The organism is Streptomyces avidinii (assembly GCF_045161815.1).
Taxonomy (GTDB): Bacteria; Actinomycetota; Actinomycetes; order Streptomycetales; family Streptomycetaceae; genus Streptomyces; species Streptomyces avidinii.
The window spans coordinates 5374965-5398892 of record NZ_CP108863.1 but is presented as its reverse complement, the minus strand read 5'-3'; the positions used below and the strand labels follow the sequence as shown (position 1 = coordinate 5398892).

The 23928-nt window shown below is 68.4% G+C and carries 15 protein-coding genes and 3 rRNA genes; 7 read left to right on the top strand and 11 right to left on the bottom strand.

From position 1 onward, the window contains the following. Positions 1–4 precede the first annotated feature (4 nt). A complete protein-coding gene (gene secA, locus OG373_RS24190) occupies positions 5–2803 on the bottom strand; it encodes a preprotein translocase subunit SecA (RefSeq protein ID WP_405440265.1) in 2799 nt (932 codons plus the stop codon). Positions 2804–3043: 240 nt separating this feature from the next. On the opposite strand from secA, the gene OG373_RS24185 reads away from it, so the two are divergent. Both OG373_RS24185 and OG373_RS24180 read left to right on the top strand, forming a co-directional pair. Next, complete coding sequence (locus tag OG373_RS24185; protein WP_405440263.1) at positions 3044–3634, top strand: GNAT family N-acetyltransferase; 591 nt, start codon at positions 3044–3046, stop codon at positions 3632–3634. Positions 3635–3643: 9 nt separating this feature from the next. Then, positions 3644–4828 (top strand): winged helix-turn-helix domain-containing protein, encoded by a 1185-nt coding sequence (locus OG373_RS24180; protein ID WP_405440261.1) that lies wholly within the window; start codon positions 3644–3646, stop codon positions 4826–4828. A gap of 31 nt (positions 4829–4859) precedes the next feature. Here the strand turns inward: OG373_RS24180 and OG373_RS24175 are convergent, their stop codons facing one another. The 6 genes from OG373_RS24175 to mtrA all read right to left on the bottom strand — a co-directional run bounded on the left by OG373_RS24175 (position 4860) and on the right by mtrA (position 12249). Further along, positions 4860–5603 carry a response regulator gene (locus tag OG373_RS24175; protein WP_397730902.1) on the bottom strand — a complete coding sequence of 248 codons (744 nt, stop codon included), beginning with the start codon at positions 5601–5603 and terminating at the stop codon, positions 4860–4862. A 210-nt stretch (positions 5604–5813) separates the two neighbouring features. Then, positions 5814–6509 (bottom strand): ribosome hibernation-promoting factor, HPF/YfiA family, encoded by a 696-nt coding sequence (gene hpf, locus OG373_RS24170; RefSeq protein WP_229920793.1) that lies wholly within the window; start codon positions 6507–6509, stop codon positions 5814–5816. 327 nt (positions 6510–6836) lie between these two features. Next, positions 6837–7559, bottom strand: coding sequence for a ComF family protein (locus OG373_RS24165; RefSeq protein WP_405440258.1), 723 nt, complete (start codon positions 7557–7559; stop codon positions 6837–6839). A 152-nt stretch (positions 7560–7711) separates the two neighbouring features. Beyond that, positions 7712–9586 carry an LpqB family beta-propeller domain-containing protein gene (locus OG373_RS24160; protein WP_405440255.1) on the bottom strand — a complete coding sequence of 625 codons (1875 nt, stop codon included), beginning with the start codon at positions 9584–9586 and terminating at the stop codon, positions 7712–7714. Further along, positions 9576–11558 carry an MtrAB system histidine kinase MtrB gene (mtrB, locus tag OG373_RS24155; protein WP_405440252.1) on the bottom strand — a complete coding sequence of 661 codons (1983 nt, stop codon included), beginning with the start codon at positions 11556–11558 and terminating at the stop codon, positions 9576–9578. Before mtrB ends, OG373_RS24160 begins: the two co-directional genes overlap by 11 nt. 1 nt (position 11559) lies before the next feature. Then, positions 11560–12249, bottom strand: coding sequence for a two-component system response regulator MtrA (mtrA, locus tag OG373_RS24150; protein WP_189973359.1), 690 nt, complete (start codon positions 12247–12249; stop codon positions 11560–11562). A 304-nt stretch (positions 12250–12553) separates the two neighbouring features. On the opposite strand from mtrA, the gene OG373_RS24145 reads away from it, so the two are divergent. From OG373_RS24145 to OG373_RS24125, 5 genes are read left to right on the top strand one after another with little or no spacing between them, the layout of a single operon-like run. Beyond that, complete coding sequence (locus tag OG373_RS24145) at positions 12554–13804, top strand: hypothetical protein (RefSeq protein ID WP_405440248.1); 1251 nt, start codon at positions 12554–12556, stop codon at positions 13802–13804. Positions 13805–13811: 7 nt separating this feature from the next. Beyond that, positions 13812–14492, top strand: coding sequence for a DUF4129 domain-containing protein (locus tag OG373_RS24140; protein WP_405440246.1), 681 nt, complete (start codon positions 13812–13814; stop codon positions 14490–14492). Continuing rightward, positions 14489–15763, top strand: a complete 1275-nt coding sequence (locus OG373_RS24135) for a DUF4350 domain-containing protein (protein WP_405440243.1) — start codon at positions 14489–14491, stop codon at positions 15761–15763. The genes OG373_RS24140 and OG373_RS24135 overlap by 4 nt, the downstream gene beginning before the upstream one ends. Beyond that, positions 15760–16746: a MoxR family ATPase gene (locus OG373_RS24130; RefSeq protein ID WP_189973355.1), complete on the top strand. Its 987-nt coding sequence runs from the start codon at positions 15760–15762 to the stop codon at positions 16744–16746. The genes OG373_RS24135 and OG373_RS24130 overlap by 4 nt, the downstream gene beginning before the upstream one ends. Further along, positions 16746–18056, top strand: a complete 1311-nt coding sequence (locus tag OG373_RS24125) for a DUF58 domain-containing protein (protein ID WP_405440240.1) — start codon at positions 16746–16748, stop codon at positions 18054–18056. The genes OG373_RS24130 and OG373_RS24125 overlap by 1 nt, the downstream gene beginning before the upstream one ends. A gap of 76 nt (positions 18057–18132) precedes the next feature. Here OG373_RS24125 and OG373_RS24120 read toward each other — a convergent pair whose 3' ends face one another. The 4 genes from OG373_RS24120 to OG373_RS24105 all read right to left on the bottom strand — a co-directional run bounded on the left by OG373_RS24120 (position 18133) and on the right by OG373_RS24105 (position 23722). Then, on the bottom strand, positions 18133–18501 hold the full coding sequence (locus OG373_RS24120) for a DUF6247 family protein (RefSeq protein WP_405440238.1): 369 nt from the start codon (positions 18499–18501) through the stop codon (positions 18133–18135). Between the two features lie 98 nt (positions 18502–18599). Further along, a 5S ribosomal RNA gene (gene rrf, locus OG373_RS24115) occupies positions 18600–18716 on the bottom strand. A gap of 76 nt (positions 18717–18792) precedes the next feature. Beyond that, positions 18793–21915: ribosomal RNA gene (locus OG373_RS24110) — 23S ribosomal RNA — on the bottom strand. A gap of 282 nt (positions 21916–22197) precedes the next feature. Then, positions 22198–23722: ribosomal RNA gene (locus OG373_RS24105) — 16S ribosomal RNA — on the bottom strand. The 16S, 23S and 5S rRNA genes sit together here, the layout of an rRNA operon. Positions 23723–23928: the final 206 nt, after the last annotated feature.

Genomic DNA, 23928 nt, shown 5'->3' with positions numbered 1-23928 from the left:
CGGGTTACTTCTTCCGACGACGCCCACCGGCAGCCTTCTGCGCCTTGCGCCGCTCCGCCCGCGTCATCCCGTCACCCTCGCCACCGACGGCGTCACTGTCGAAGTCGCCCTCGATGACACCGCCCTCCCCGTCCACCGTCGGCGCCGAGAAGTGCAGCCGGTCCGGCCGCTGCGGAGCGTCCAGCCCCTTCGCCCGGATCTCCGGACGCGCACCCGCCGGCTCCTTCGTCAGCGAAGGCGCCACGTCCTGCACCGGAAGCTCCTCGACCTGCTGCTCGACCTGGACCTCCAGGTTGAACAGGTAGCCGACGGACTCCTCCTTGATGCCCTCCTGCATGGCGTTGAACATGTCGAAGCCCTCGCGCTGGTACTCGACCAGCGGGTCCTTCTGGGCCATGGCCCGCAGGCCGATGCCCTCCTGCAGGTAGTCCATCTCGTACAGGTGCTCTCGCCACTTGCGGTCGAGCACCGACAGGACCACGCGCCGCTCCAGTTCACGCATGATCTCGGAGCCGAGCGTCTTCTCGCGGGTCTCGTACTGCTCGTGGATGTCGTCCTTGACGGACTCCGCGATGAACTCGGCGGTGATGCCCGCTCGGTCGCCCGCGGCCTCCTCCAGCTCCTCGATGGTGACCTTCACCGGGTAGAGCTGCCGGAAGGCGCTCCACAGCCGCTCCAGGTCCCACTCCTCGGCGAAGCCCTCGACCGTCTCGGCCGCGATGTACGCGTCGATGGTGTCGTCCATCATGAAGCGGACCTGCTCCTGGAGGTCCTCGCCCTCCAGGACGCGGCGGCGCTCGCCGTAGATGACCTCGCGCTGGCTGTTGAGGACCTCGTCGTACTTCAGGACGTTCTTGCGCGTCTCGAAGTTCTGGGTCTCGACCTGCGACTGGGCCGACGCGATCGCGCGCGTCACCATCTTGTTCTCGATCGGCACGTCGTCCGGGACGTTCGCCATCGCCATGACGCGCTCGACCATCTGCGCCTTGAACAGGCGCATCAGGTCGTCGCCCAGCGACAGGTAGAAGCGGGACTCGCCCGGGTCGCCCTGTCGGCCGGAGCGGCCGCGCAGCTGGTTGTCGATACGGCGCGACTCGTGGCGCTCGGTGCCCAGCACGTACAGCCCGCCGAGGTCCTTGACCTCCTCGAACTCCGCCTTCACCGCGGCCTCGGCGCGGGTGAGCGCCGAGGGAAGGGCGTGCGCCCACTCCTCGATGTGCTCCTCCGGGTCCAGGCCCTGCTGGCGCAGCTCGGCCTCGGCGAGGTCGTCCGGGTTGCCGCCGAGCTTGATGTCGGTACCACGGCCGGCCATGTTCGTGGCGACGGTGACCGCGCCCCGGCGGCCGGCCTGGGCGACGATCGTCGCCTCACGGTCGTGCTGCTTGGCGTTGAGCACCTCGTGCGGGATGCCGCGCTTGGAGAGCTGCTGGGAGAGGTACTCGGACTTCTCGACCGACGTCGTACCGACGAGGATCGGCTGGCCCTTCTCGTGCTTCTCCGCGATGTCGTCGACGACGGCGGCGAACTTCGCGACCTCGGTCCGGTAGATCAGGTCCGGCTGGTCCTTGCGGACCATGTCGCGGTTGGTCGGGATCGGGACGACGCCGAGCTTGTAGATCTGGTGGAACTCGGCGGCCTCGGTCATGGCCGTACCGGTCATGCCCGACAGCTTGGAGTAGAGGCGGAAGAAGTTCTGCAGGGTGATCGTGGCGAGGGTCTGGTTCTCGTCCTTGATGTCCACCCCTTCCTTCGCCTCGATCGCCTGGTGCATGCCCTCGTTGTAGCGGCGGCCGGCGAGGATACGGCCGGTGTGCTCGTCGACGATCATGACTTCGCCGTCGATGACGACGTAGTCCTTGTCGTTCTTGAAGAGCTCCTTGGCCTTGATCGCGTTGTTGAGGTAACCGACGAGCGGGGTGTTCACCGACTCGTAGAGGTTCTCGATGCCGAGCCAGTCCTCGACCTTGGCGACGCCGGACTCGTGGATGGCGACGGTGCGCTTCTTCTCGTCGACCTCGTAGTCGCCGGTCTCCTCGATGCCCTTCAGCGGCTGGCCGGCCTCGCCCCTGGTCAGGCGGGTCACCAGCTTCGCGAAGTCGCCGTACCACTTCGTGGCCTGGTCGGCCGGGCCGGAGATGATCAGCGGGGTACGGGCCTCGTCGACCAGGATCGAGTCGACCTCGTCGACCACGGCGAAGTTGTGGCCGCGCTGGACGAGCTCGTCCTGGGACCACGCCATGTTGTCGCGCAGGTAGTCGAAGCCGAACTCGTTGTTCGTGCCGTAGGTGATGTCGCAGTTGTACTGCTCGCGGCGCTGGGCCGGCGACATGTTCGCCAGGATGCAGCCGACCTCCAGGCCGAGGAACTTGTGCACCCGGCCCATCAGCTCGGAGTCGCGCTCGGCGAGGTAGTCGTTCACCGTGATCAGGTGGACGCCCTTGCCGGACAGCGCGTTCAGGTACGCGGGGAGCGTGCCGACGAGGGTCTTGCCCTCACCGGTCTTCATCTCGGCCACGTGGCCGAGGTGCAGCGCCGCGCCACCCATGATCTGGACGTCGTAGTGCCGCTGACCGAGGACGCGCTTCGCCGCCTCGCGTACGGTCGCGAAGGCCTCGGGCAGCAGGTCGTCCAGGCTCTCGCCGTCCTGGAAACGCTGCTTGTACTCGTCCGTGAGCGCTCGCAACTCGGCGTCGGAGAGGTTGATGAAGTCCTCTTCGATGGAGTTGACCTGGTCCGCGATGCGGTGCAGTTTGCGCAGGATCTTGCCTTCGCCTGCACGCATGAGCTTGTTGAAGACGGACACCGAGGTTTGTCTCCTTGCCGGTCGGGCCTGGGCACTGTACGTACACGGGCACGGCAGGTGGGCCCCACCGCAACGGCCATCGTAAGCGAGGACGTGGCCGCGTCGGGAGGTCCGCCGTTCCCGTGAGGGCACGGGTGCCCGGATTGAGAACGTACGGGGGACACCGAAGGTGCCGCATCGCCCGGAGGGATTACCGAAAATTGTTCGCCCCGGGCATCCGGGCGGCAGCAGAATTCGTTCATGGAGCCCACCACACTCAGCACGGACCGGTTGGTATTGCGGCCTTTCGTCCCGTCCGACGAGGACGAGGTGTACGCCGCCGCGCAGGACCCCGAAATCCAGCGCTGGACGCTGGTCCCCTCCCCTTACAGGCGGGAGGACGCGCACGCCTTCGTGAACGAGATCGGCCCGACCGGCTGGCGCGAGGGCACGGCCTTCCCCTTCGCCGTACGCCTCGGGGCCGAGGGCCCCCTGGTCGCGTCCGTCGGCATGCACGTCCAGGGCCGCAACAGCTACGCGAGCCACGAGGTCGGGTACTGGGCGGCCAAGGAACACCGCGGCCGGGGCTACGTCACCGAGGCGGTCCTGGCCGTCGCCCGCTGGGCCTTCACCGAGCGGGGCGTCGTACGGCTGGAATGGCGTGGCGAGGTGGGCAACGCGGGCTCCCGCGCCGTCGCCGAGAAGGCCGGCTTCCGGATCGAGGGCCTCCTGCGGGCCGGCATCGAGCAGCGCGGCACCTCCCGCGACTGCTGGGTCGGCTCCCTGCTCCCCTCCGACCTGGGCCTGCCCTCGCGACTGCCGTACCTGCCCGCTGTCAGTGGCACGTCCTAGTCTTCGAGGATGACTACGGGCATGACCACGGGCACCACCTCTCTCTCGCTGTCCGCCGACGAGGCCCGCCGCATCGCCCTGCGCGCACAGGGCTTCCTCGGCGCGCCCGACCGCCGCGGCGGGGTCCGCGGGGTCCTGCGCCACCTGGGCGCCGTGCAGCTGGACACGATCTCGGTCCTGGCCCGCTCGCACGAGCTGATCCCGTACGCGCGCCTGGGCGCGGTCGGCCGGGACACCGTGGAGAAGGCGTACTGGTCGGACCGGCACGCCTTCGAGTACTGGTCGCACGCGGCCTGCATCCTGCCCATCGAGGAATGGCCGCATTTCGCCTTCCGCCGCCGGGCCAACCGGGTGCGCGGCCACCGCTGGCACGTCCTCCAGGACAAGGAGCGCTCGACGCGGTCGGTGCTGGACCGGCTGCGGTCCGACGGCCCGCTCACCTCCACCGAGCTGGGCGGCGCCAAGAACGGCGGCGAGTGGTTCGAGTGGTCCGAGACCAAGATCGCGGTCGAGTGGCTCCTCGACACCGGCGAGGTGGTGTGCAGCGAGCGCCGCGGCTGGAAGCGGGTCTACGACCTGCCCGAGCGCGCCGTCCCCGACGCGCTGCTCCATGACGACCTGGACGACCGCGAGTGCGTACGGCGCCTGGTCGCCCTGGCCGGCCGTTCCCTGGGGGTCGGCACCCGCGCCGACATCGCGGACTACCACCGCCTCAAGGGCGAGCAGTTCGACGCGGTGGTCGCGGACTCCGGGCTGGTCCCGGTCGAGGTGGAGGGCTGGTCGAAGCCGGCGTGGGCGGACCCGGCGGCTCTCGCGGAGGCTCCCAGGGGCCGCCACCGCACGACGCTGCTCTCGCCCTTCGACTCCCTGGTCTGGGACCGTCCCCGGACGGAGCGGATCTTCGGTTTCACGCACCGCCTGGAGGCGTACGTCCCCAAGCCGAAGCGGATACACGGGTACTTCGCGATGCCGCTCCTGGCGGGCGGCCTGCTCCAGGGCCGCGTCGACCCGGCGCGCGAGGGCCGCACGCTGGTGGCCCGGCAGCTCTCCCTGACCTCGCCGAAGGCCGCGGGCCCGATGGCGCGGGCCCTGCGGGAGGCGGCGGAATGGGTGGGCTGCGAGGACGTACGCGTCGAGCGGGCGAGCTCGCCCGCGGAGGCGGCCGCCGTCACCGCGGAACTGGCCGCGCTCTAGCGCGCGTTCCCGCGCATGTTCGGCCCGCGACCTAGCGGATTTCGAGGATCTTTTCCCGCATCGCGTAGACCACGGCCTCCATCCTGGAGTGCAGCTGGAGCTTCTCCAGGATGTTGCGGACGTGGTTCTTCACGGTGTTCTCGGAAATGAACAACTCCTTCGCGATATCGCGGTTGTTCATACCGGTGGCCACCAGTTTCAGGACCTCCAGTTCGCGGTCCGTGAGTCTCGGCGCGGGCACCAGCCGCCGCTCGTCGGTCCGCTGGATCATCGATTTGAACTCGGTGAGGAGTTTCGACGCCATCGACGGACTGATCTGGGACTGTCCGTCCGCCACCGCCCGGATCGCCGTGGCCACCTCGTCCGTCGAGATCTCCTTCAGGAGATACCCCGTCGCACCCGCCTTGATCGCGTCGTAGAGGTCCGCCTCCTCGTCGCTGATCGTCAGCATGATGATCTTCGCGGAGGGGGCCACCTCCTTGATCGAGGTGCACGCCTCGATCCCGCCGCGCCGGGGCATCCGCACGTCCATCAGCACGATGTCCGGAAGCAGATCGGCCGCCTTGTCCACGGCCTCCGCCCCGTCCCCCGCCTCGCCGACGACCTGGATGTCCTCCTCCTGGGCGAGGACGATCTCCAGTCCCCGCCGGAAGAGCGCGTGGTCGTCCACCACGAGCACCCTGATGGGTTCCCCGGCGGGCTCCGCCGACGGGTCCGTCCCGCGGCAGCCCGCGACGCCGTCGTCCCCGCGCACCGGCCCGAAGCTGTCCGCCATCGTTCCTCCCCCTGCATGTGCTCAGCTGCTGGGCCAACCGGACACACACCGCAGCCGGTTGACTGCACGCCATGATTCCATGCCCGCACCACGGCGCGGGGGCCATAAGTGAGCCACCTGGCGCATACCCGTCGCATACGCGTCATGCAGGTGCCCCCGCGCGGGCGCCTGAGCGCCTGCGCGGGGGCACCGAACGGATGGTGCTCGGCCTCAGCCGCCGAGCGCGCCACCGGCGCCGCCCCGCGGCTCCTCCGAGCTGGAGGCCCCGTCGGGGTTCACGTGGATGACGCCGTAGTCATAGGCATGACGGCGGTAGACAACACTGGGCAGCTTCGTCTCGGAGTCGACGAACAGATAGAAGTCGTGGCCGACCAGTTCCATCTCGTACAGAGCCTGGTCGAGCGACATGGGGGCGGCCGAGTGGGTCTTCTCGCGGACGATGAGCGGGCCTTCGCCCTGCACCTCGATGGATCCGATCCGGGTGATCGGTACCCCGTCCGTCTTCTCCTCCGACACCGGCTGGCCGCTGCCGTTCAGCGAGGCCACGCCCGGCACCACGTCGGCGACCTCTGCCGCCGGGATCCGGCCGCTGCCGCGGCGGGTGTAGCGCTTGTCGTGCTGCTTGCGCAGCCGGGCCTCCAGCTTGTCCTGAGCCAGGTCGAGCGCCGCATACGCGTCGGCGGCGGCGGCCTCGGCACGGATCACCGGGCCCCGCGAATGCAGGGTGATCTCCACGCGGTCGGAACGGTCGGCCTGGCGCGGGTTGTGCTCCTTGGACACCTCGACGTCCAAGCTGATCACCTTGGCGTCGAGCTTCTGGATCCGCTCCGGATTCAGCTTCTCGGCCACGTGCTTGCGGAACCGCTCGGGCACCTCGGTCTTGCGGCCCTTGACGACGATGTCCACGCAGAACTCCGTTCCCGGATAGCTCCGCCCGATGGGGCGAAGCGTCTCCCTTTCGCACCAGACTCCGGTGAAGGCCGGAGCCTCGGACTTGGCGACTTTCACCTCCTCCTCCCCCATCGGCAAGATCAACACCCCACCGACTTCGGAGTCGAGAGACAGCCTCCTGAGTTCCTTACAACCGAACATATCCCTCTATGGCGGTTGTCGGCACCCGCTACCGGGATGTACTTCCGGCGAAGTGGCTGTTCCCTCGTACTACCTGCAACGATGGGCCTTCCCCGCCAGTTCCAAATCTATTCACACGGATTTTTCTTCTGTGCGAGTTGCTCAATCGCGTGGCACCCGTCCGATCCGTCTGAAGGAGTCCGCCGGCGCGGCCACCACCGCTGCCCGCAGCACCGCCCCCGCGCCCGCGGCGTGCACCGCGCGGGCCGCCTCCGCCAGCGTCGCCCCGGTGGTGATCAGGTCGTCCACCAGCACGATCCGGGCCCCGTCGGTGAGCCGCCGCCCGCCGCGGCGCACCGCCAGCGCCCCCGTGAGGTTCTCCCGGCGCTGCCGGGCACCCAGGCCCGCCTGGTCCGCCACCGCCCGCCGCAGCCCCAGTACGGGAGCCACGCGCGCGGGAACACCGGCCCGCCGCAGCCGCCCCGCGGCCGCCAGGGCGATCCTGCGCGCCGGATCGTGCCCGCGCGCCCGTACCTGCCGCCGGGCCGACGGGACGGGCACCAGGGCCACCTCGCCCGCCTCGCCGGGGCCACCCGTCCCGCCCGCCAGGACGGCCGCCGCCAGGGCAGCGCCGAGCACCCCCGCCAGCGGCAGCGCCCCGCGCTCCTTGTGCGCCAGCAGGAGGCTCCGTACGCCCCCGTCGTAGACGGCGGCGGCCCACACCGCGGGCAGGCCCACAGGCCGCGGAGACGGCCGCACCGGACCCGCCGCGGCCCCGCCCAGCGCCTCCCGGCACCCGGCGCACACCAGCACCCGCACCGCTCCGCAGCCGGCGCAGTCGACCGGCAGGACCAGCCCGGCGAGTTCCTGCCACCACCCCCGCATGGCTCCACACTGGCGGGCCGGACCGCGGCCCGCCACCCCTGTGGACAGCCGCGCGAACGGCCGGTGACCGCCTCGACGACCGGCCGACCCAACGACGGGCCGACCCGGCCGCCCCGGCCACCGGCCGGCCCACCGTTCCGCGCGGCCGCAGGTCAGCCCGGGTACACCGGAGCCCGGCCGTCCGCCGCCACCGTGCGCCACTGGGCACCCGGCGGCAGCCACACGATGCCGTCCTCCGAGTACGCGACCACCGGCTTCGGCTTCGCCTCGTCCTCCGTGGCCGCCACCGCGACCTCGGACAGCCCGGTGGCCCCGGGCAGGCTCGCCGCGACCATCGAGCCGTCGGCCAGCATGTAGCGGGCCTGCTGGACACCGCCGTTCTCCCGGCCCACGACGAGCAGCCGCCCGCGCGGCGCCCAGCTCATCGTCGTCACGTCCACCATCTGCGGAGCCGCCTCGCGCAGCTCGCGCACCGACACCGCCGAGGAGTCGCTCTTGCCGTCGGGCCGTTCGATCCGCCCGACGTACAGCTTCTTGTGGCCGTCCCGCTCCACGAGCAGTGCGATCCGCACCCCGTCGGGGGACGCCTTCAGCGAGGTGATCTTCCCGTCGCCGAGCCCGGCCACCTGCACCTTCTCGGGAGTCCCGGCCCCACCCGGGACCCGCCACAGCGCGACGTTCTGCGGATCGCGGTCCGCGACCCACAGGTCGCCCGCCGCGTCCCAGCTGGGCGCGGTCAGCGTCGCCGCCTTGCCGCCCCTGCCGATCGGCATCGGCTGCGGCATGGGACCGCCGCCGACCAGCGGGACGACGGTCAGCCCGTGCCCGTCCTCGGACACCACGGCCGCGCGCCGCTCGTCGTAGGTCACGGCCGCCGAGCTGACCTTGAAGGCGGGGGGCGTGGTCAGCGGCCCCGGCACCGGCTCGGGCTTGGCCTGCTGGTCCTCGCTGTGCGTGTCCAGCTTCATCCGGACCAGCCGCTTCTCGCCGTCGACGAAGTACTGGTACTCGGGGATCGCGGGCCGACCCGCGATGGCGGCCGCGCTCACCTCGGTCACCGAGCACAGCGAGGACGACTTGTCGTCGGCGCGCAGCAGTTCGACCTGGTCGAGCCGAGAGCCCGTCAGCTCCTTCACCGTGTACAGGAGTTGGGCGGCCATCTTCTTGCACTGCGGCTGCGCGACATTGTCCGCCTTGTCGTTGAGCGGCACGCGCAGCGTGTTCTGGCCGTCGTACGAAAGGGACTTGGTGCCCGGACGCAGTTCGGTGCCCGTGGGGAAACTCGACTCGACGACGGGGCCGAGCCAACGGGACGGCCCCGCGAGCAGCGACTGCACGGTCTGCGTGGTCGGGTCCATCCGCGAGTCCGGGTCGGTGCGCTGGCGCACGTAGACGGGGTCGGCGACGAGCGTGCCGGCCGCGAAGTAGTACTTGTTGACCGGCATGTAGATGCGCTGGAAGTCCGACTCGCTGAGCACGAGGCCGCTGGGCGGCTTCGAGATCCGCCACTGCTTCTCGTCGTCCTGGACGAGCTGGAGGAACTCCTCGTACTGCACGTCGCCGGTCTCCGGCTGGTACGCGCTGCGCTCGTCCACGGTCGCCAGCTTCTTGCCGGTCACCTTCCAGCTGGGCCCCTCGGGATCCTTCTCGCCCCGCGTCGGAACCCGGTTCAGTCCGGAGGAGAGCACGGTGACGGCGGAGCCGGGCCGCCAGCTCTTCGCGGCCTCCTCGGTGAGGTACTTGCGGGCGGTCTCCAGCTGCGGGTCGTCGCTGGTCATCGCCTCCAGGAAGCCGTCGACGATCTCCGCCGGGGTGGCCTTGTCGGCCGGCGGCACACCGAACACCCGCACCTGCGAGTCGACGCCCTGCGAGGCCTCCACCGGGCGGATCTCCCCGTGGTCGGGCATCGACGCGCAGCCGGCCAGCAGCAGCCCGGCCGTGCCGAAGGCGTACGCCCGTACGATGCGCAGCCGCCGGCGCCGCACCCGCGCACGCCCGGCCCACGCGTCCAAGGGCTCAGCGTCCATCGGCTCGGTCCTCCTGTTGTGCCTGGTCGGCCGGGCGGGCCACGACCCGGGCCCCGTTCCCCGGCAGGGCCGTCGGGTCGGCGGGTACCGGCATCGCTCCGGCGACGGCCGAGCGCGGCGGTATCGGCGAGCGGTCGCCGCCGTCGGAGGGCGTACGGCCCGAGGCGCTGCCCGCGGCCTGCGCCTCGGCGACGGCCCTGGCCCGGTTGGCCCGGGAGTCCTCGGGCTCCAGCGGGATCGGCGAGCCCCGCAGCGGCTCGTCGGCCGTGCGCGGCAGCGTCAGCCGGAACTGCGAGCCGCCGCCCGGCTCGCCCCAGGCCTGCAGCCAGCCCCCGTGCAGCCGGGCGTCCTCGACGGCGATGGACAGGCCGAGGCCGGTCCCGCCGGTCGTGCGCGCCCGCGCCGGGTCGGCCCGCCAGAAGCGGTTGAACACGCGGGTGGCCTCGCCGGGCTTCAGCCCGACCCCGTAGTCCCGTACGGCGACGGCGACGGCCCCGCCCGCGGACGCCAGCCGGACCACCACGTCCCGCCCCTCGCCGTGCTCCACGGCGTTGACGACGAGATTGCGCAGCACCCGCTCCACCCGGCGCGCGTCGGCCTCGGCGATGACGGGCTGGGTGTCGCCCAGGACCCGGATCCGGGTGCCCTTGTGCTCGGCGAGCGGCTCGGCGCCGTCGATGACCCGGCGCACGACGTCGCGCAGGTCGATGGGCTCGGCCTCCAGGGCCGCCGCACCGGCGTCGAAGCGGCTGATCTCCAGCAGGTCGGCCAGGAGCGACTCGAACCGGTCGAGCTGACCGGCGAGCAGCTCGGCGGAGCGCGCGGTGATCGGGTCGAAGTCGACCCGCGCGTCGTGGATGACGTCGGCGGCCATCCGTACGGTCGTCAGCGGGGTGCGCAGCTCGTGCGAGACGTCCGAGACGAACCGGCGCTGCATCCGGGACAGCTCCTCCAGCTGCTGGATCTTGTTCTGGAGGTTCTGCGCCATCTTGTTGAAGGCCTCGCCCAGCCGCGCGATGTCGTCCTCGCCGGTGACCTTCATCCGCTCCTGGAGCCGCCCGGCCGAGAGCCGCTCGGCGATCCCGGCGGCCATCCGGACCGGGGTCACCACCTGGCGCACGACGAGCCAGGCGATGCCGCAGAGCAGGACGACGACGAACATGCCCGCGGTCACGATGGTGACCTTGATCAGGTTGAGGGACTCCTCCTCCTGCGTGAGCGGGAAGAGGTAGTACAGGTCGTACGGGTCACCATTGATGTCCGAGAGCCGCTTGCCGATGACGAGCGCCGGCTCGGGTTCCTTCTTCCCGTCCCCGCTCGTGTAGCGGATCTCGGAGAAGGTCTTGAAGGCGCCGGTGGCGTGGTTGACGGCCCGGCGCAGCCCCGGCGGGACGCTGGCGGTCGGGTCCACGTTGCCGGAGGCCCGGGCGCCCTTGACGCCCTGCACACTGGGCAGCGTCTGCTCGCCGGTGCCCGCGCCGAGCGCGACGACCTCGAAGGCCGTCTGGCCACCACTGGCCAACTGCTTGACCAGGGAGTTCATCCAGGTACTGGCGTCCCGGCCGACCTTGTTGTCGGTGGCGTCGGGCCCGTCGACCGTGGCCGGAGCATTGGCCTTCTCCTGCGCCACCGCGAACCCGCCCGCGGCCTGGCTCTGCGCCGCCTCCTCCTTGGCGTCGAGGAGACCCTTGCTGACCTGGGCGATGACGACGAAACCGAGGGCGAGGACCACGGCGAGCGAGATCAGCAGGGTGGCGGCGACCACCCGCAGCTGGATGTTGCGCCGCCACAGACGGACAGCCGGAAGCAGCGGCCGGCGCGCCAGCCGTACGAAGAGCCGCAGGACGCGGTTGCCGGGCGGTCCGCCGCGGAACAGCCGGCCGAAGCGCAGCCGCCACGGGCGGGCACCGCCGGGCCGGCCGGACGCGCCCGGCGCGCCGGACGTGCCGGACGTGGACGTGCCCGACTGCACGTCAGCTGGGTCCGGCCTTGTAGCCGACACCACGCACCGTCACGACGATCTCGGGGCGCTCCGGGTCCTTCTCGACCTTGGAGCGCAGACGCTGCACATGCACGTTGACCAGGCGGGTGTCCGCCGCGTGCCGGTAGCCCCAGACCTGCTCCAGCAGCACCTCACGGGTGAACACCTGCCAGGGCTTGCGCGCGAGGGCGACCAGCAGGTCGAACTCCAGCGGGGTCAGGGCGATGGAAGCACCGTCCCGCTTGACCGAGTGCCCGGCCACGTCGATGACCAGGTCACCGATGGCCAGCTGCTCGGGCGCGGGCTCCTCCGAGCGGCGCAGGCGGGCCCGGATACGGGCCACCAGCTCCTTCGGCTTGAACGGCTTGACGATGTAGTCGTCGGCCCCGGACTCCAGGCCCACGACGACGTCCACCGTGTCGCTCTTGGCGGTGAGCATGACGATCGGTACGCCGGACTCGGCCCGGATGAGCCTGCACACCTCTATGCCGTCCCTTCCGGGCAGCATGAGGTCCAGCAGCACCAGGTCGGGCTTCGCCTCCCGGAAGGCAGCCAGCGCCTTGTCACCGTCCGCTACGAACGACGGCTCAAAACCTTCTCCACGCAGCACAATGCCGAGCATCTCGGCCAGCGCGGTGTCGTCGTCGACGACAAGGACTCGTCCCTTCATGCTTGACATCATCCCATTAGCTAATCGTTACCCGGCGGTGAGCTGTCCCACAGCCAAAAAGGCTGGAAATCGACCCTCGGACCTGCGTGGAGATCCTCTCCACCAGTCTGCCCCTGATCGGGTCGACAATTGAAGGTACGGGCTGTCGGAGACCCCGGGTACCGCCCGGACCCCTCCGACCGGTCACGATCGGCCCCGGATCGCCCGCGACAGCGCCCGATCCGCCGCCCACCCCCTACTCCGTTCGGGCCCCCCACGTGGCACGATGGCAGCGACCAGCGCCCCCGCCGCAGCAGGCGCACGTGAAGGAGCGACGATGAACGACTCTCCGGGCTGGGCTACGCCCGGATCCTCTCCGTCCGACGGCGAGCGGCCGGGTACCGACGGCGGCGCGCAGCAGCCCACCGCACCGCCCGCGCAGCCTGCCGGGGACCCGAAGTGGTCCGCCGAGCAGCCCCCGCCCGGTCAGTGGTCGAGCCCGGGCCAGTCGCCCGAGGCCCCGCAGGCACAGCCGCAGCCCCAGCCCGCCGCGGGCTGGGGACAGCAGCCCACAGGCCCCTACGCGGGCCAGAACGGGCCCCAGTACGGCTACCCGGGCGGCCCCGGCCAGTGGGGCCAGCCCCCCGCCGCCAAGCCCGGTGTGATCCCGCTGCGACCCCTGGGCCTCGGCGAGATCCTCGACGGCGCGGTCGCCACCATGCGCACCCACTGGCGCTCCGTACTGCCGATCACCCTGGTCGTGGCCACGCTCGTCCAGGTGATCAGCGTGATCCTGCAGAAGTTCATGCTGGACGACCTCGTCGTCGCCACCTCCGAGGACGTCAGCGCCGAGGAAATGATCGACACCCTGGGCAGCACCTTCGCCGCGTCGGCGGTGGTCCAGTTCATCCAGGTCCTCGGGACGATCGTGGTCACCGCCATGCTCACCATGGTCTTCAGCCGTGCCGTACTGGGCCAGAACTCCTCGGTCTCCGACGCCTGGCACGACGCCCGCCCCCAGCTGCTGCGCCTGATTGGGCTCACCCTGCTGCTGGCCGTCGGCGCGATCCTGCTCGGCGCCGTACTGATCCTGCCCGGCGTCCTCGCCGGCAGCATCGGCCTCGGCATCGTCGGCGGCCTCGTCTGGCTGCCGCTGCTGGTCTGGCTGGGCATCAAGTTCAGCCTGGCGTCGCCCTCCCTGATGCTGGAGAAGAGCACCGTCCTCAAGGCCTTCGCGCGCTCCTCGAAGCTCGTCAAGGACACCTGGTGGCGCATCTTCGGCATCACGCTGCTCACCAGCGTGCTCGCCTTCTTCATCTCGATGATGATCGTCGCGCCGTTCCAGTTCTTCGGCATCTTCGCCTTCGGCGGCGGCCTCGAAGCGATGGAAGCCGGCAGCGACATGGGCAACTGGGGCATGCTCATCCTCCCCGCGATCGGCCTGATCATCGCCCAGACCATCGTCATGCCGTTCCAGTCCGGCGTCACCGTCCTCCTCTACGTCGACCAGCGCATCCGCCGCGAGGGACTCGACCTGGAGCTCGCCCGGGCCGCCGGCCTCGAGAACTACGGCACGACCGGAGGCTGACACACCGATGATGAGTACGGGGGGCCTCATCACCCGCGCCGCGGCGCTCCTGCCGAGCGCCGAGACACCACCGGTGACGACACCGCGCGAACCCGCCCGGGAGGCGGCCGAACGCGAACTGTCCAAGCCGATGTACCACGAGAACGACCCGAGCCTGATGGACCGCGCCCTGCGCAGGTTCTTCGACTGGCTCGACGACATGCTCGACGCCGCCTCCGGGGCGACCCCCGGAGGCGGCATCGGCCTCCTCGTGATCCTGCTCCTCGTACTCCTGGCCGGCGGCGCCCTGTGGTGGCGCCTCGGCACCCCCGGCCGCGTCGCCACCGGCGCCGGCGTCCTCTTCCACGACGGCGTCCGCAGCGCCGCCGACCACCGCACGGCCGCCGAGGCCCACGCCACCGCCGGCCGCTGGACCGAAGCCGTCCAGGAACGCATGCGCGCCGTCGTCCGCTCCCTGGAGGAGCGCACCCTGCTCGACCCGCGCCCCGGCCGCACCGCCGACGAGGCCGCCGCCGAAGCGGCACGCTCCCTCCCCGGCCACGCCGCGGACCTCCGCGCCGCCGCCCGTACCTTCGACGACGTCACCTACGGCGGCCGCACCGCCGACGCCGACACGTACGCCCGCCTGCGCACCCTCGACCTCGCCCTGGACCGCGCAAAGCCGCTGCTGACGGGACCCACCGCATGACCGGCCCGACCAACCCGGCCCCGCCGGCGGCGATTTCGGCCCCGCCGGCGCTCGACGCCCGGGAGTCCGCGGACAACGCCCCCGCCAACACCCCCGGCACCGACAGCGGCTCACGCACCCGCCGCCTGCGCCGGATCCGCCGCGCCCTCGCCATCACGGCCGTCCTCGCCGTCGGCGTCATCGCCACGGCCGTGCTCAGCTCCGGCACCCGCCACGGCTATCTCGACCCCCGCTCCGCCGACCCCGCCGGCAGCCGCGCCGTCGCCGAGCTCCTCAAGGAACGCGGTGTCACCACCCGCGTCGTCACCACGGCCCGCGAGGCCGCCGACGCCGCCGGCCCCCGCACCACCCTCCTGGTCACCGACCCCGACCGGCTCGGACCCACCCAGCGCGACGTCATCCGCTCGGCCATCGACCTCTCCGGCGGCCGCACCGTCCTGCTCGCCCCCAGCAGCCACAGCCTTCCCGACCTGTCCCCCGGCGTGCACACCGAGGGCGACGCCGACACCGACCGCCCCGACCCCGGCTGCACCCTGCCCGCCGCCACCTCGGCAGGCCGCGCGGACACCGGCGGCGGCCACCGCTACACCACCGCCCTCCCCGGGGCCGTCCGCTGCTACCCCAGCGGCGGCCACCCCACCCTCCTCGTCCTGCCCACCGGCCCCGCCGGCGGCGACACCGTCCTCCTCGGCTCCGAGACGATCCTCCTCAACAAGAACCTCGCCGACGAGGGCAACGCCTCCCTCGCCCTCCAACTCCTCGGCTCCCGCCCGGACCTCGTCTGGTACCTGCCGTCCCTCGCGGACTCCGACCCCGCCGCCACGGACTCCGGCGAGGACAAGGGCCTCCTCGAACTCGTCCCGGCCGGCTGGTCCTGGGCCCTGCTCCAGCTCTTCGTCGCCGCCGTCCTCGCCGCCCTCTGGCGCGCCCGGCGCCTGGGCCCCCTCGTCACCGAGAAGCTCCCCGTCGCCATCCGCGCCTCCGAAGCCACCGAGGGCCGCGCCCGCCTCTACCGCAAGGCCGACGCCCGCGACCGCGCCGCCACCGTGCTGCGCGCCGCCACCCGCGAACGCCTGGCCGCACTGGTCGGCGTACCGCACACCCGGGCCCACGACCCCGTGGCACTGGTCCCGGCCGTCTCCGCCCGCCTCCAGGGCGAGCCCCGGGACGTGACCGCCCTCCTCTTCGGCCCCATCCCCTCCGACGACGCGGCACTCGTCGCGCTCGCCGACCACCTCGACGTCCTCGAAAGAGAGGTCCGTACGTCATGACGTACCCGGCCACCGAGTCCACGGCTGTGACCGCGGACAGCGCCCGCGCTTCCCTCGAAGCGCTCCGCACCGAGATCGGCAAGGCCGTGGTCGGCCAGGACTCCGCGGTCACCGGCCTCGTCGTCGCGCTCCTGTGCCGCGGCCACGTGCTCCTCGAAGGCGTCCCCGGCGTCGCCAAGACCCTCCTCGTACGGGCTCTGGCCGCATCCCTGGAACTCGACACCAAGCGCGTCCAGTTCACCCCCGACCTGATGCCGAGCGACGTCACCGGCTCGCTCGTCTACGACGCCCGCACCGCCGAGTTCTCCTTCCAGGACGGCCCGGTCTTCACCAACCTCCTCCTCGCGGACGAGATCAACCGGACCCCGCCCAAGACCCAGTCCTCGCTCCTCGAGGCCATGGAGGAGCGCCAGGTCACCGTCGACGGCACCCCGCGGGCGCTTCCCGACCCCTTCCTCGTCGCCGCCACCATGAACCCGGTCGAGTACGAGGGCACGTACCCCCTCCCGGAAGCCCAGCTGGACCGCTTCCTCCTCAAGCTCACCGTCCCCCTCCCCTCCCGCGAGGACGAGATCGGGGTCCTGACCCGCCACGCCGCCGGCTTCAACCCCCGCGACCTGCACGCCGCCGGGATCCGCCCGGTCGCCGGCCCGGCCCAGCTCGAAGCCGCCCGCCGGGCCGTCGCGAAGGTCTCCGTCTCCCCCGAGATCGCCGGCTACGTCGTCGACATCTGCCGGGCCACCCGCGAATCGCCGTCCCTCACCCTCGGCGTCTCGCCCCGCGGCGCGACCGCCCTGCTGGCCACCGCCCGCGCCTGGGCCTGGCTCACCGGCCGCGACTACGTCACCCCCGACGACGTCAAGGCCCTCTCCCTGCCGACCCTGCGCCACCGCGTCCAGCTGCGCCCGGAAGCGGAGATGGAGGGAGTCACCGCCGACGCCGTCATCACGGCGATCCTCTCCCACGTCCCCGTCCCGCGCTGATGGCCCTCACCGGACGCGCCGCCCTGCTGGCGGCCCTCGGCAGCATCCCGGTCGGCCTCCTCGAACCGAGCTGGACCGGGATGCTCGCGGTCAACGGCTCGATCGCACTGGCCTGCGCGGTCGACTGCGCCCTGGCGGCGCCCGTACGCGGCCTCCTGCTGGCCCGCTCCGGCGACACCTCGGTCCGCCTCGGCGAACCGGCCGACGTCCACCTCACGGTCACCAACCCCGGCAACCGCAAGCTCCGGGCCCGCGTCCGCGACGCCTGGCCCCCGAGCAGCTGGGTGCCGGGCACGGAGGCCGCGGCATCCCGCCACGAGGTGGTCGTCCCCGCGGGCGAACGCCGCCGCCTGACCACCCGGCTGCTGCCCACCCGCCGCGGCGACCGCCGGGCCGACCGCGTCACGATCCGCTCCTACGGGCCCCTGGGCCTGTGGGCCCGCCAGGGCTCCCAGGTGTCCCCCTGGACCGTGCGCGTCCTGCCGCCCTTCACCAGCCGCAAGCACCTGCCGTCCCGGCTGGCCCGCCTGCGCGAACTGGACGGCCGTACCAGCGTCCTGACCCGCGGCGAGGGAACCGAGTTCGACAGCCTCCGCGACTACGTCCCCGGCGACGACACCCGCTCCATCGACTGGCGCGCCACGGCCCGCCAGAACAAGGTGGCCGTCCGCACCTGGCGCCCCGAGCGCGACCGGCACATCCTCATCTGCCTCGACACCGGCCGCACCTCGGCGGGCCGCGTCGGCGACGCCCCCCGCCTGGACTCCGCGATGGACGCGGCCCTGCTCCTCGCCGCCCTGGCCACCCGCGCCGGCGACCGCGTGGACCTCCTGGCCCACGACCGCCGCCCCCGCGCCCAGGTCCAGGGCCGCTCGGCGGCCGACACCCTTCCGTCGTTCGTCAACGCGATGGCCCCGCTGGAGCCGGAACTGGTCGAGACGGACGCCAGGACCCTGGTCTCCACCATCCTCCGCAGCGCCCCGCGCCGGTCCCTGGTGGTCCTTCTGACGAGCCTGGACGCGGCCCCGATCGAAGAGGGCCTGCTCCCGCTGCTCCCCCGCCTCACACAGCGGCACACGGTCCTGCTCGCTTCGGTCGCCGACCCCCATGTCGCGACCATGACAAGCGCGCGCGGCACGGTGGAGGCGGTCTACGAGGCCGCGGCCGGCACCCAGACCCAGTCCCAGCGCCGCCGCACCTCCGACCAGCTCACCCGCCACGGCGTCCACGTGGTCGACGCCACCCCGGACACCCTGGCCCCGGCTCTCGCGGACGCCTACCTCGCCCTGAAGGCCGCCGGCCGCCTCTGACCAAGGACCCACGCGCGGCTCGGATCGCACTCCCACGCCCAGCCTTGCTCGTTCTCGACGGCCTCCCCGCGGTCGGTCACAGACCGATCTCCCGCTGAGCCTCCGCCAGAATACGACTGCTGGTCTCCATGGATGTCCGGAAGGCCTCCTCGCCCACCGTCGGGTCGCCCGCGACCCGCTCCGCTTCGGCCAAGGCCGCGGACCTCATCGGCCACCTGTGGATGGCCACGTGAGTGGCCCACTTGATCAGAAAGAACCGGAGCGGGTTGATGGCCCCTGTCTCGGCTGCCTGGTCGAACGCCTCGTGACACTCCTTGTCGAAGGCCGCGAGGCTCGGCATGTCCAGGCGCCTCACGCCGTCGCGAAGCGCCTCACGAGTCATGGCCGGCTGAGCAATGAGCGGGCCATCGCCTTCTGCGTGCTGTGCTGTCATCGTGTCCTCCACGGAGAGCCCTAGGATACCCAGCTCCGCTTGGGTCGTGAACGCAGAAAAGCCCCGCACCGAACCCGTAAGGGCTGGTGCGGGGCTTTCCCACAATGATTGTTCGGCGGCGTCCTACTCTCCCACAGGGTCCCCCCTGCAGTACCATCGGCGCTGAAAGGCTTAGCTTCCGGGTTCGGAATGTAACCGGGCGTTTCCCTAACGCTATGACCACCGAAACACTATGAAATTTGAACGCTGGCATGGACACAGCTGTTCGTTATTTCAGAACTAACACAGTGGACGCGAGCAACTGAGGACAAGCCCTCGGCCTATTAGTACCAGTCAGCTTCACCCGTTACCGGGCTTCCACATCTGGCCTATCAACCCAGTCGTCTACTGGGAGCCTTACCCTCTCAAGGAGGTGGGAATACTCATCTTGAAGCAGGCTTCCCGCTTAGATGCTTTCAGCGGTTATCCCTCCCGAACGTAGCCAACCAGCCATGCCCTTGGCAGGACAACTGGCACACCAGAGGTTCGTCCGTCCCGGTCCTCTCGTACTAGGGACAGCCCTTCTCAATATTCCTACGCGCACAGCGGATAGGGACCGAACTGTCTCACGACGTTCTAAACCCAGCTCGCGTACCGCTTTAATGGGCGAACAGCCCAACCCTTGGGACCGACTCCAGCCCCAGGATGCGACGAGCCGACATCGAGGTGCCAAACCATCCCGTCGATATGGACTCTTGGGGAAGATCAGCCTGTTATCCCCGGGGTACCTTTTATCCGTTGAGCGACGGCGCTTCCACAAGCCACCGCCGGATCACTAGTCCCGACTTTCGTCCCTGCTCGACCCGTCGGTCTCACAGTCAAGCTCCCTTGTGCACTTACACTCAACACCTGATTGCCAACCAGGCTGAGGGAACCTTTGGGCGCCTCCGTTACCCTTTGGGAGGCAACCGCCCCAGTTAAACTACCCATCAGACACTGTCCCTGATCCGGATCACGGACCGAGGTTAGACATCCAGCACGACCAGAGTGGTATTTCAACGGCGACTCCACAACCACTGGCGTGGCTGCTTCAAAGTCTCCCACCTATCCTACACAAGCCGAACCGAACACCAATATCAAACTATAGTAAAGGTCCCGGGGTCTTTCCGTCCTGCTGCGCGAAACGAGCATCTTTACTCGTAGTGCAATTTCACCGGGCCTATGGTTGAGACAGTCGAGAAGTCGTTACGCCATTCGTGCAGGTCGGAACTTACCCGACAAGGAATTTCGCTACCTTAGGATGGTTATAGTTACCACCGCCGTTTACTGGCGCTTAAGTTCTCAGCTTCGCAACCCCGAAAGGTCACTAACCGGTCCCCTTAACGTTCCAGCACCGGGCAGGCGTCAGTCCGTATACATCGCCTTACGGCTTCGCACGGACCTGTGTTTTTAGTAAACAGTCGCTTCTCGCTGGTCTCTGCGGCCACCCCCAGCTCAAGCAGCAAGTGCTATCACCAGTGATGGCCCCCCTTCTCCCGAAGTTACGGGGGCATTTTGCCGAGTTCCTTAACCATAGTTCACCCGAACGCCTCGGTATTCTCTACCTGACCACCTGAGTCGGTTTAGGGTACGGGCCGCCATGAAACTCGCTAGAGGCTTTTCTCGACAGCATAGGATCATCCACTTCACCACAATCGGCTCGGCATCAGGTCTCAGCCTTAATGAGGGACGGATTTGCCTACCCCTCGGCCTACACCCTTACCCCGGGACTACCACCGCCCGGGCTGGACTACCTTCCTGCGTCACCCCATCGCTTACCTACTACAAGTCTGGTTCGTCGGCTCCACCACTTTCCTTTCCCCGAAGGGTCCGGAACGGCTTCACGGACTTAGCATCGCCTGATTCGATATTGGGCGTTTCAAAGCGGGTACCGGAATATCAACCGGTTGTCCATCGACTACGCCTGTCGGCCTCGCCTTAGGTCCCGACTTACCCTGGGCAGATCAGCTTGACCCAGGAACCCTTAGTCAATCGGCGCACACGTTTCTCACGTGTGTATCGCTACTCATGCCTGCATTCTCACTCGTGAACCGTCCACAACTAGCTTCCGCTGCTGCTTCACCCGGCACACGACGCTCCCCTACCCATCACAGCGGGCGTTGGCCCTATTGCTGCAATGACACGACTTCGGCGGTACGCTTGAGCCCCGCTACATTGTCGGCGCGGAATCACTTGACCAGTGAGCTATTACGCACTCTTTCAAGGGTGGCTGCTTCTAAGCCAACCTCCTGGTTGTCTCTGCGACTCCACATCCTTTCCCACTTAGCGTACGCTTAGGGGCCTTAGTCGATGCTCTGGGCTGTTTCCCTCTCGACCATGGAGCTTATCCCCCACAGTCTCACTGCCGTGCTCTCACTTACCGGCATTCGGAGTTTGGCTAAGGTCAGTAACCCGGTAGGGCCCATCGCCTATCCAGTGCTCTACCTCCGGCAAGAAACACACGACGCTGCACCTAAATGCATTTCGGGGAGAACCAGCTATCACGGAGTTTGATTGGCCTTTCACCCCTAACCACAGGTCATCCCCCAGGTTTTCAACCCTGGTGGGTTCGGTCCTCCACGAAGTCTTACCTCCGCTTCAACCTGCCCATGGCTAGATCACTCCGCTTCGGGTCTAGAGCGTGCAACTCAATCGCCCTATTCGGACTCGCTTTCGCTACGGCTTCCCCACACGGGTTAACCTCGCTACACACCGCTAACTCGCAGGCTCATTCTTCAAAAGGCACGCAGTCACGACCGTTGTTCCGAAGAACAACGGCGACGCTCCCACGGCTTGTAGGCACACGGTTTCAGGTACTATTTCACTCCGCTCCCGCGGTACTTTTCACCATTCCCTCACGGTACTATCCGCTATCGGTCACCAGGGAATATTTAGGCTTAGCGGGTGGTCCCGCCAGATTCACACGGGATTTCTCGGGCCCCGTGCTACTTGGGAGATTCTTAAGCAAGCCGCTGATGTTTCGTCTACGGGGGTCTTACCCTCTACGCCGGACCTTTCGCATGTCCTTCGACTACATCAACGGTTTCTGACTCGCCGACCGGCCGGCAGACCGATCAAAAGAATTCCCACAACCCCGCATGCGCAACCCCTGCCGGGTATCACACGCATACGGTTTGGCCTCATCCGGTTTCGCTCGCCACTACTCCCGGAATCACGGTTGTTTTCTCTTCCTGAGGGTACTGAGATGTTTCACTTCCCCTCGTTCCCTCCACACTGCCTATGTGTTCAGCAGTGGGTGACAGCCCATGACGACTGCCGGGTTTCCCCATTCGGACACCCCCGGATCAAAGCTCAGTTGGCAGCTCCCCGGGGCCTATCGCGGCCTCTCACGTCCTTCATCGGTTCCTGGTGCCAAGGCATCCACCGTGCGCCCTTAAAAACTTGGCCACAGATGCTCGCGTCCACTGTGTAGTTCTCAAACAACGACCAGCCACCCATCACCCTGACCCATACGGATCAAGTTCACTGGGGCCGGCACTGAAGACATGACCTTACGGCCGTACCTTCAGGACCCAACAACGTGCCAAGCACGATCCCTCATCAGTGAGTCACTTTCCACGCCGAAGCAGTACTTGTGATCCATCAGAAGAACCGTGCCAACTAATCAACGTTCCACCCATGAGCTGACCGTGCAGAACATTTGTCTGCAATCGGTACTGTGCTCCTTAGAAAGGAGGTGATCCAGCCGCACCTTCCGGTACGGCTACCTTGTTACGACTTCGTCCCAATCGCCAGTCCCACCTTCGACAGCTCCCTCCCTTACGGGTTGGGCCACCGGCTTCGGGTGTTACCGACTTTCGTGACGTGACGGGCGGTGTGTACAAGGCCCGGGAACGTATTCACCGCAGCAATGCTGATCTGCGATTACTAGCAACTCCGACTTCATGGGGTCGAGTTGCAGACCCCAATCCGAACTGAGACCGGCTTTTTGAGATTCGCTCCACCTTGCGGTATCGCAGCTCATTGTACCGGCCATTGTAGCACGTGTGCAGCCCAAGACATAAGGGGCATGATGACTTGACGTCGTCCCCACCTTCCTCCGAGTTGACCCCGGCGGTCTCCTGTGAGTCCCCATCACCCCGAAGGGCATGCTGGCAACACAGGACAAGGGTTGCGCTCGTTGCGGGACTTAACCCAACATCTCACGACACGAGCTGACGACAGCCATGCACCACCTGTATACCGACCACAAGGGGGGCACTATCTCTAATGCTTTCCGGTATATGTCAAGCCTTGGTAAGGTTCTTCGCGTTGCGTCGAATTAAGCCACATGCTCCGCTGCTTGTGCGGGCCCCCGTCAATTCCTTTGAGTTTTAGCCTTGCGGCCGTACTCCCCAGGCGGGGAACTTAATGCGTTAGCTGCGGCACCGACGACGTGGAATGTCGCCAACACCTAGTTCCCAACGTTTACGGCGTGGACTACCAGGGTATCTAATCCTGTTCGCTCCCCACGCTTTCGCTCCTCAGCGTCAGTAATGGCCCAGAGATCCGCCTTCGCCACCGGTGTTCCTCCTGATATCTGCGCATTTCACCGCTACACCAGGAATTCCGATCTCCCCTACCACACTCTAGCTAGCCCGTATCGAATGCAGACCCGAGGTTAAGCCTCGGGCTTTCACATCCGACGTGACAAGCCGCCTACGAGCTCTTTACGCCCAATAATTCCGGACAACGCTTGCGCCCTACGTATTACCGCGGCTGCTGGCACGTAGTTAGCCGGCGCTTCTTCTGCAGGTACCGTCACTTTCGCTTCTTCCCTGCTGAAAGAGGTTTACAACCCGAAGGCCGTCATCCCTCACGCGGCGTCGCTGCATCAGGCTTTCGCCCATTGTGCAATATTCCCCACTGCTGCCTCCCGTAGGAGTCTGGGCCGTGTCTCAGTCCCAGTGTGGCCGGTCGCCCTCTCAGGCCGGCTACCCGTCGTCGCCTTGGTGGGCCATTACCCCACCAACAAGCTGATAGGCCGCGGGCTCATCCTTCACCGCCGGAGCTTTCAACCCCCGCCCATGCAGGCAGGAGTGGTATCCGGTATTAGACCCCGTTTCCAGGGCTTGTCCCAGAGTGAAGGGCAGATTGCCCACGTGTTACTCACCCGTTCGCCACTAATCCACCCCGAAGGGCTTCATCGTTCGACTTGCATGTGTTAAGCACGCCGCCAGCGTTCGTCCTGAGCCAGGATCAAACTCTCCATGAATGTTTACCCGTAATCGGGTGCACACATCACTTAGAGCGGGCACGTCATGTCGGAATAAGACCGACGCGCCACAACGTCCTCGCTGTGTTTGTTGCCTGCCAGTGCCCGAAGGCCCGACAGGTCTTTTTCAAAGGAACCTCATCCACCGAAGTGGACGGGGTATCAACTTCTGGCGTTGATTTTTGGCACGCTGTTGAGTTCTCAAG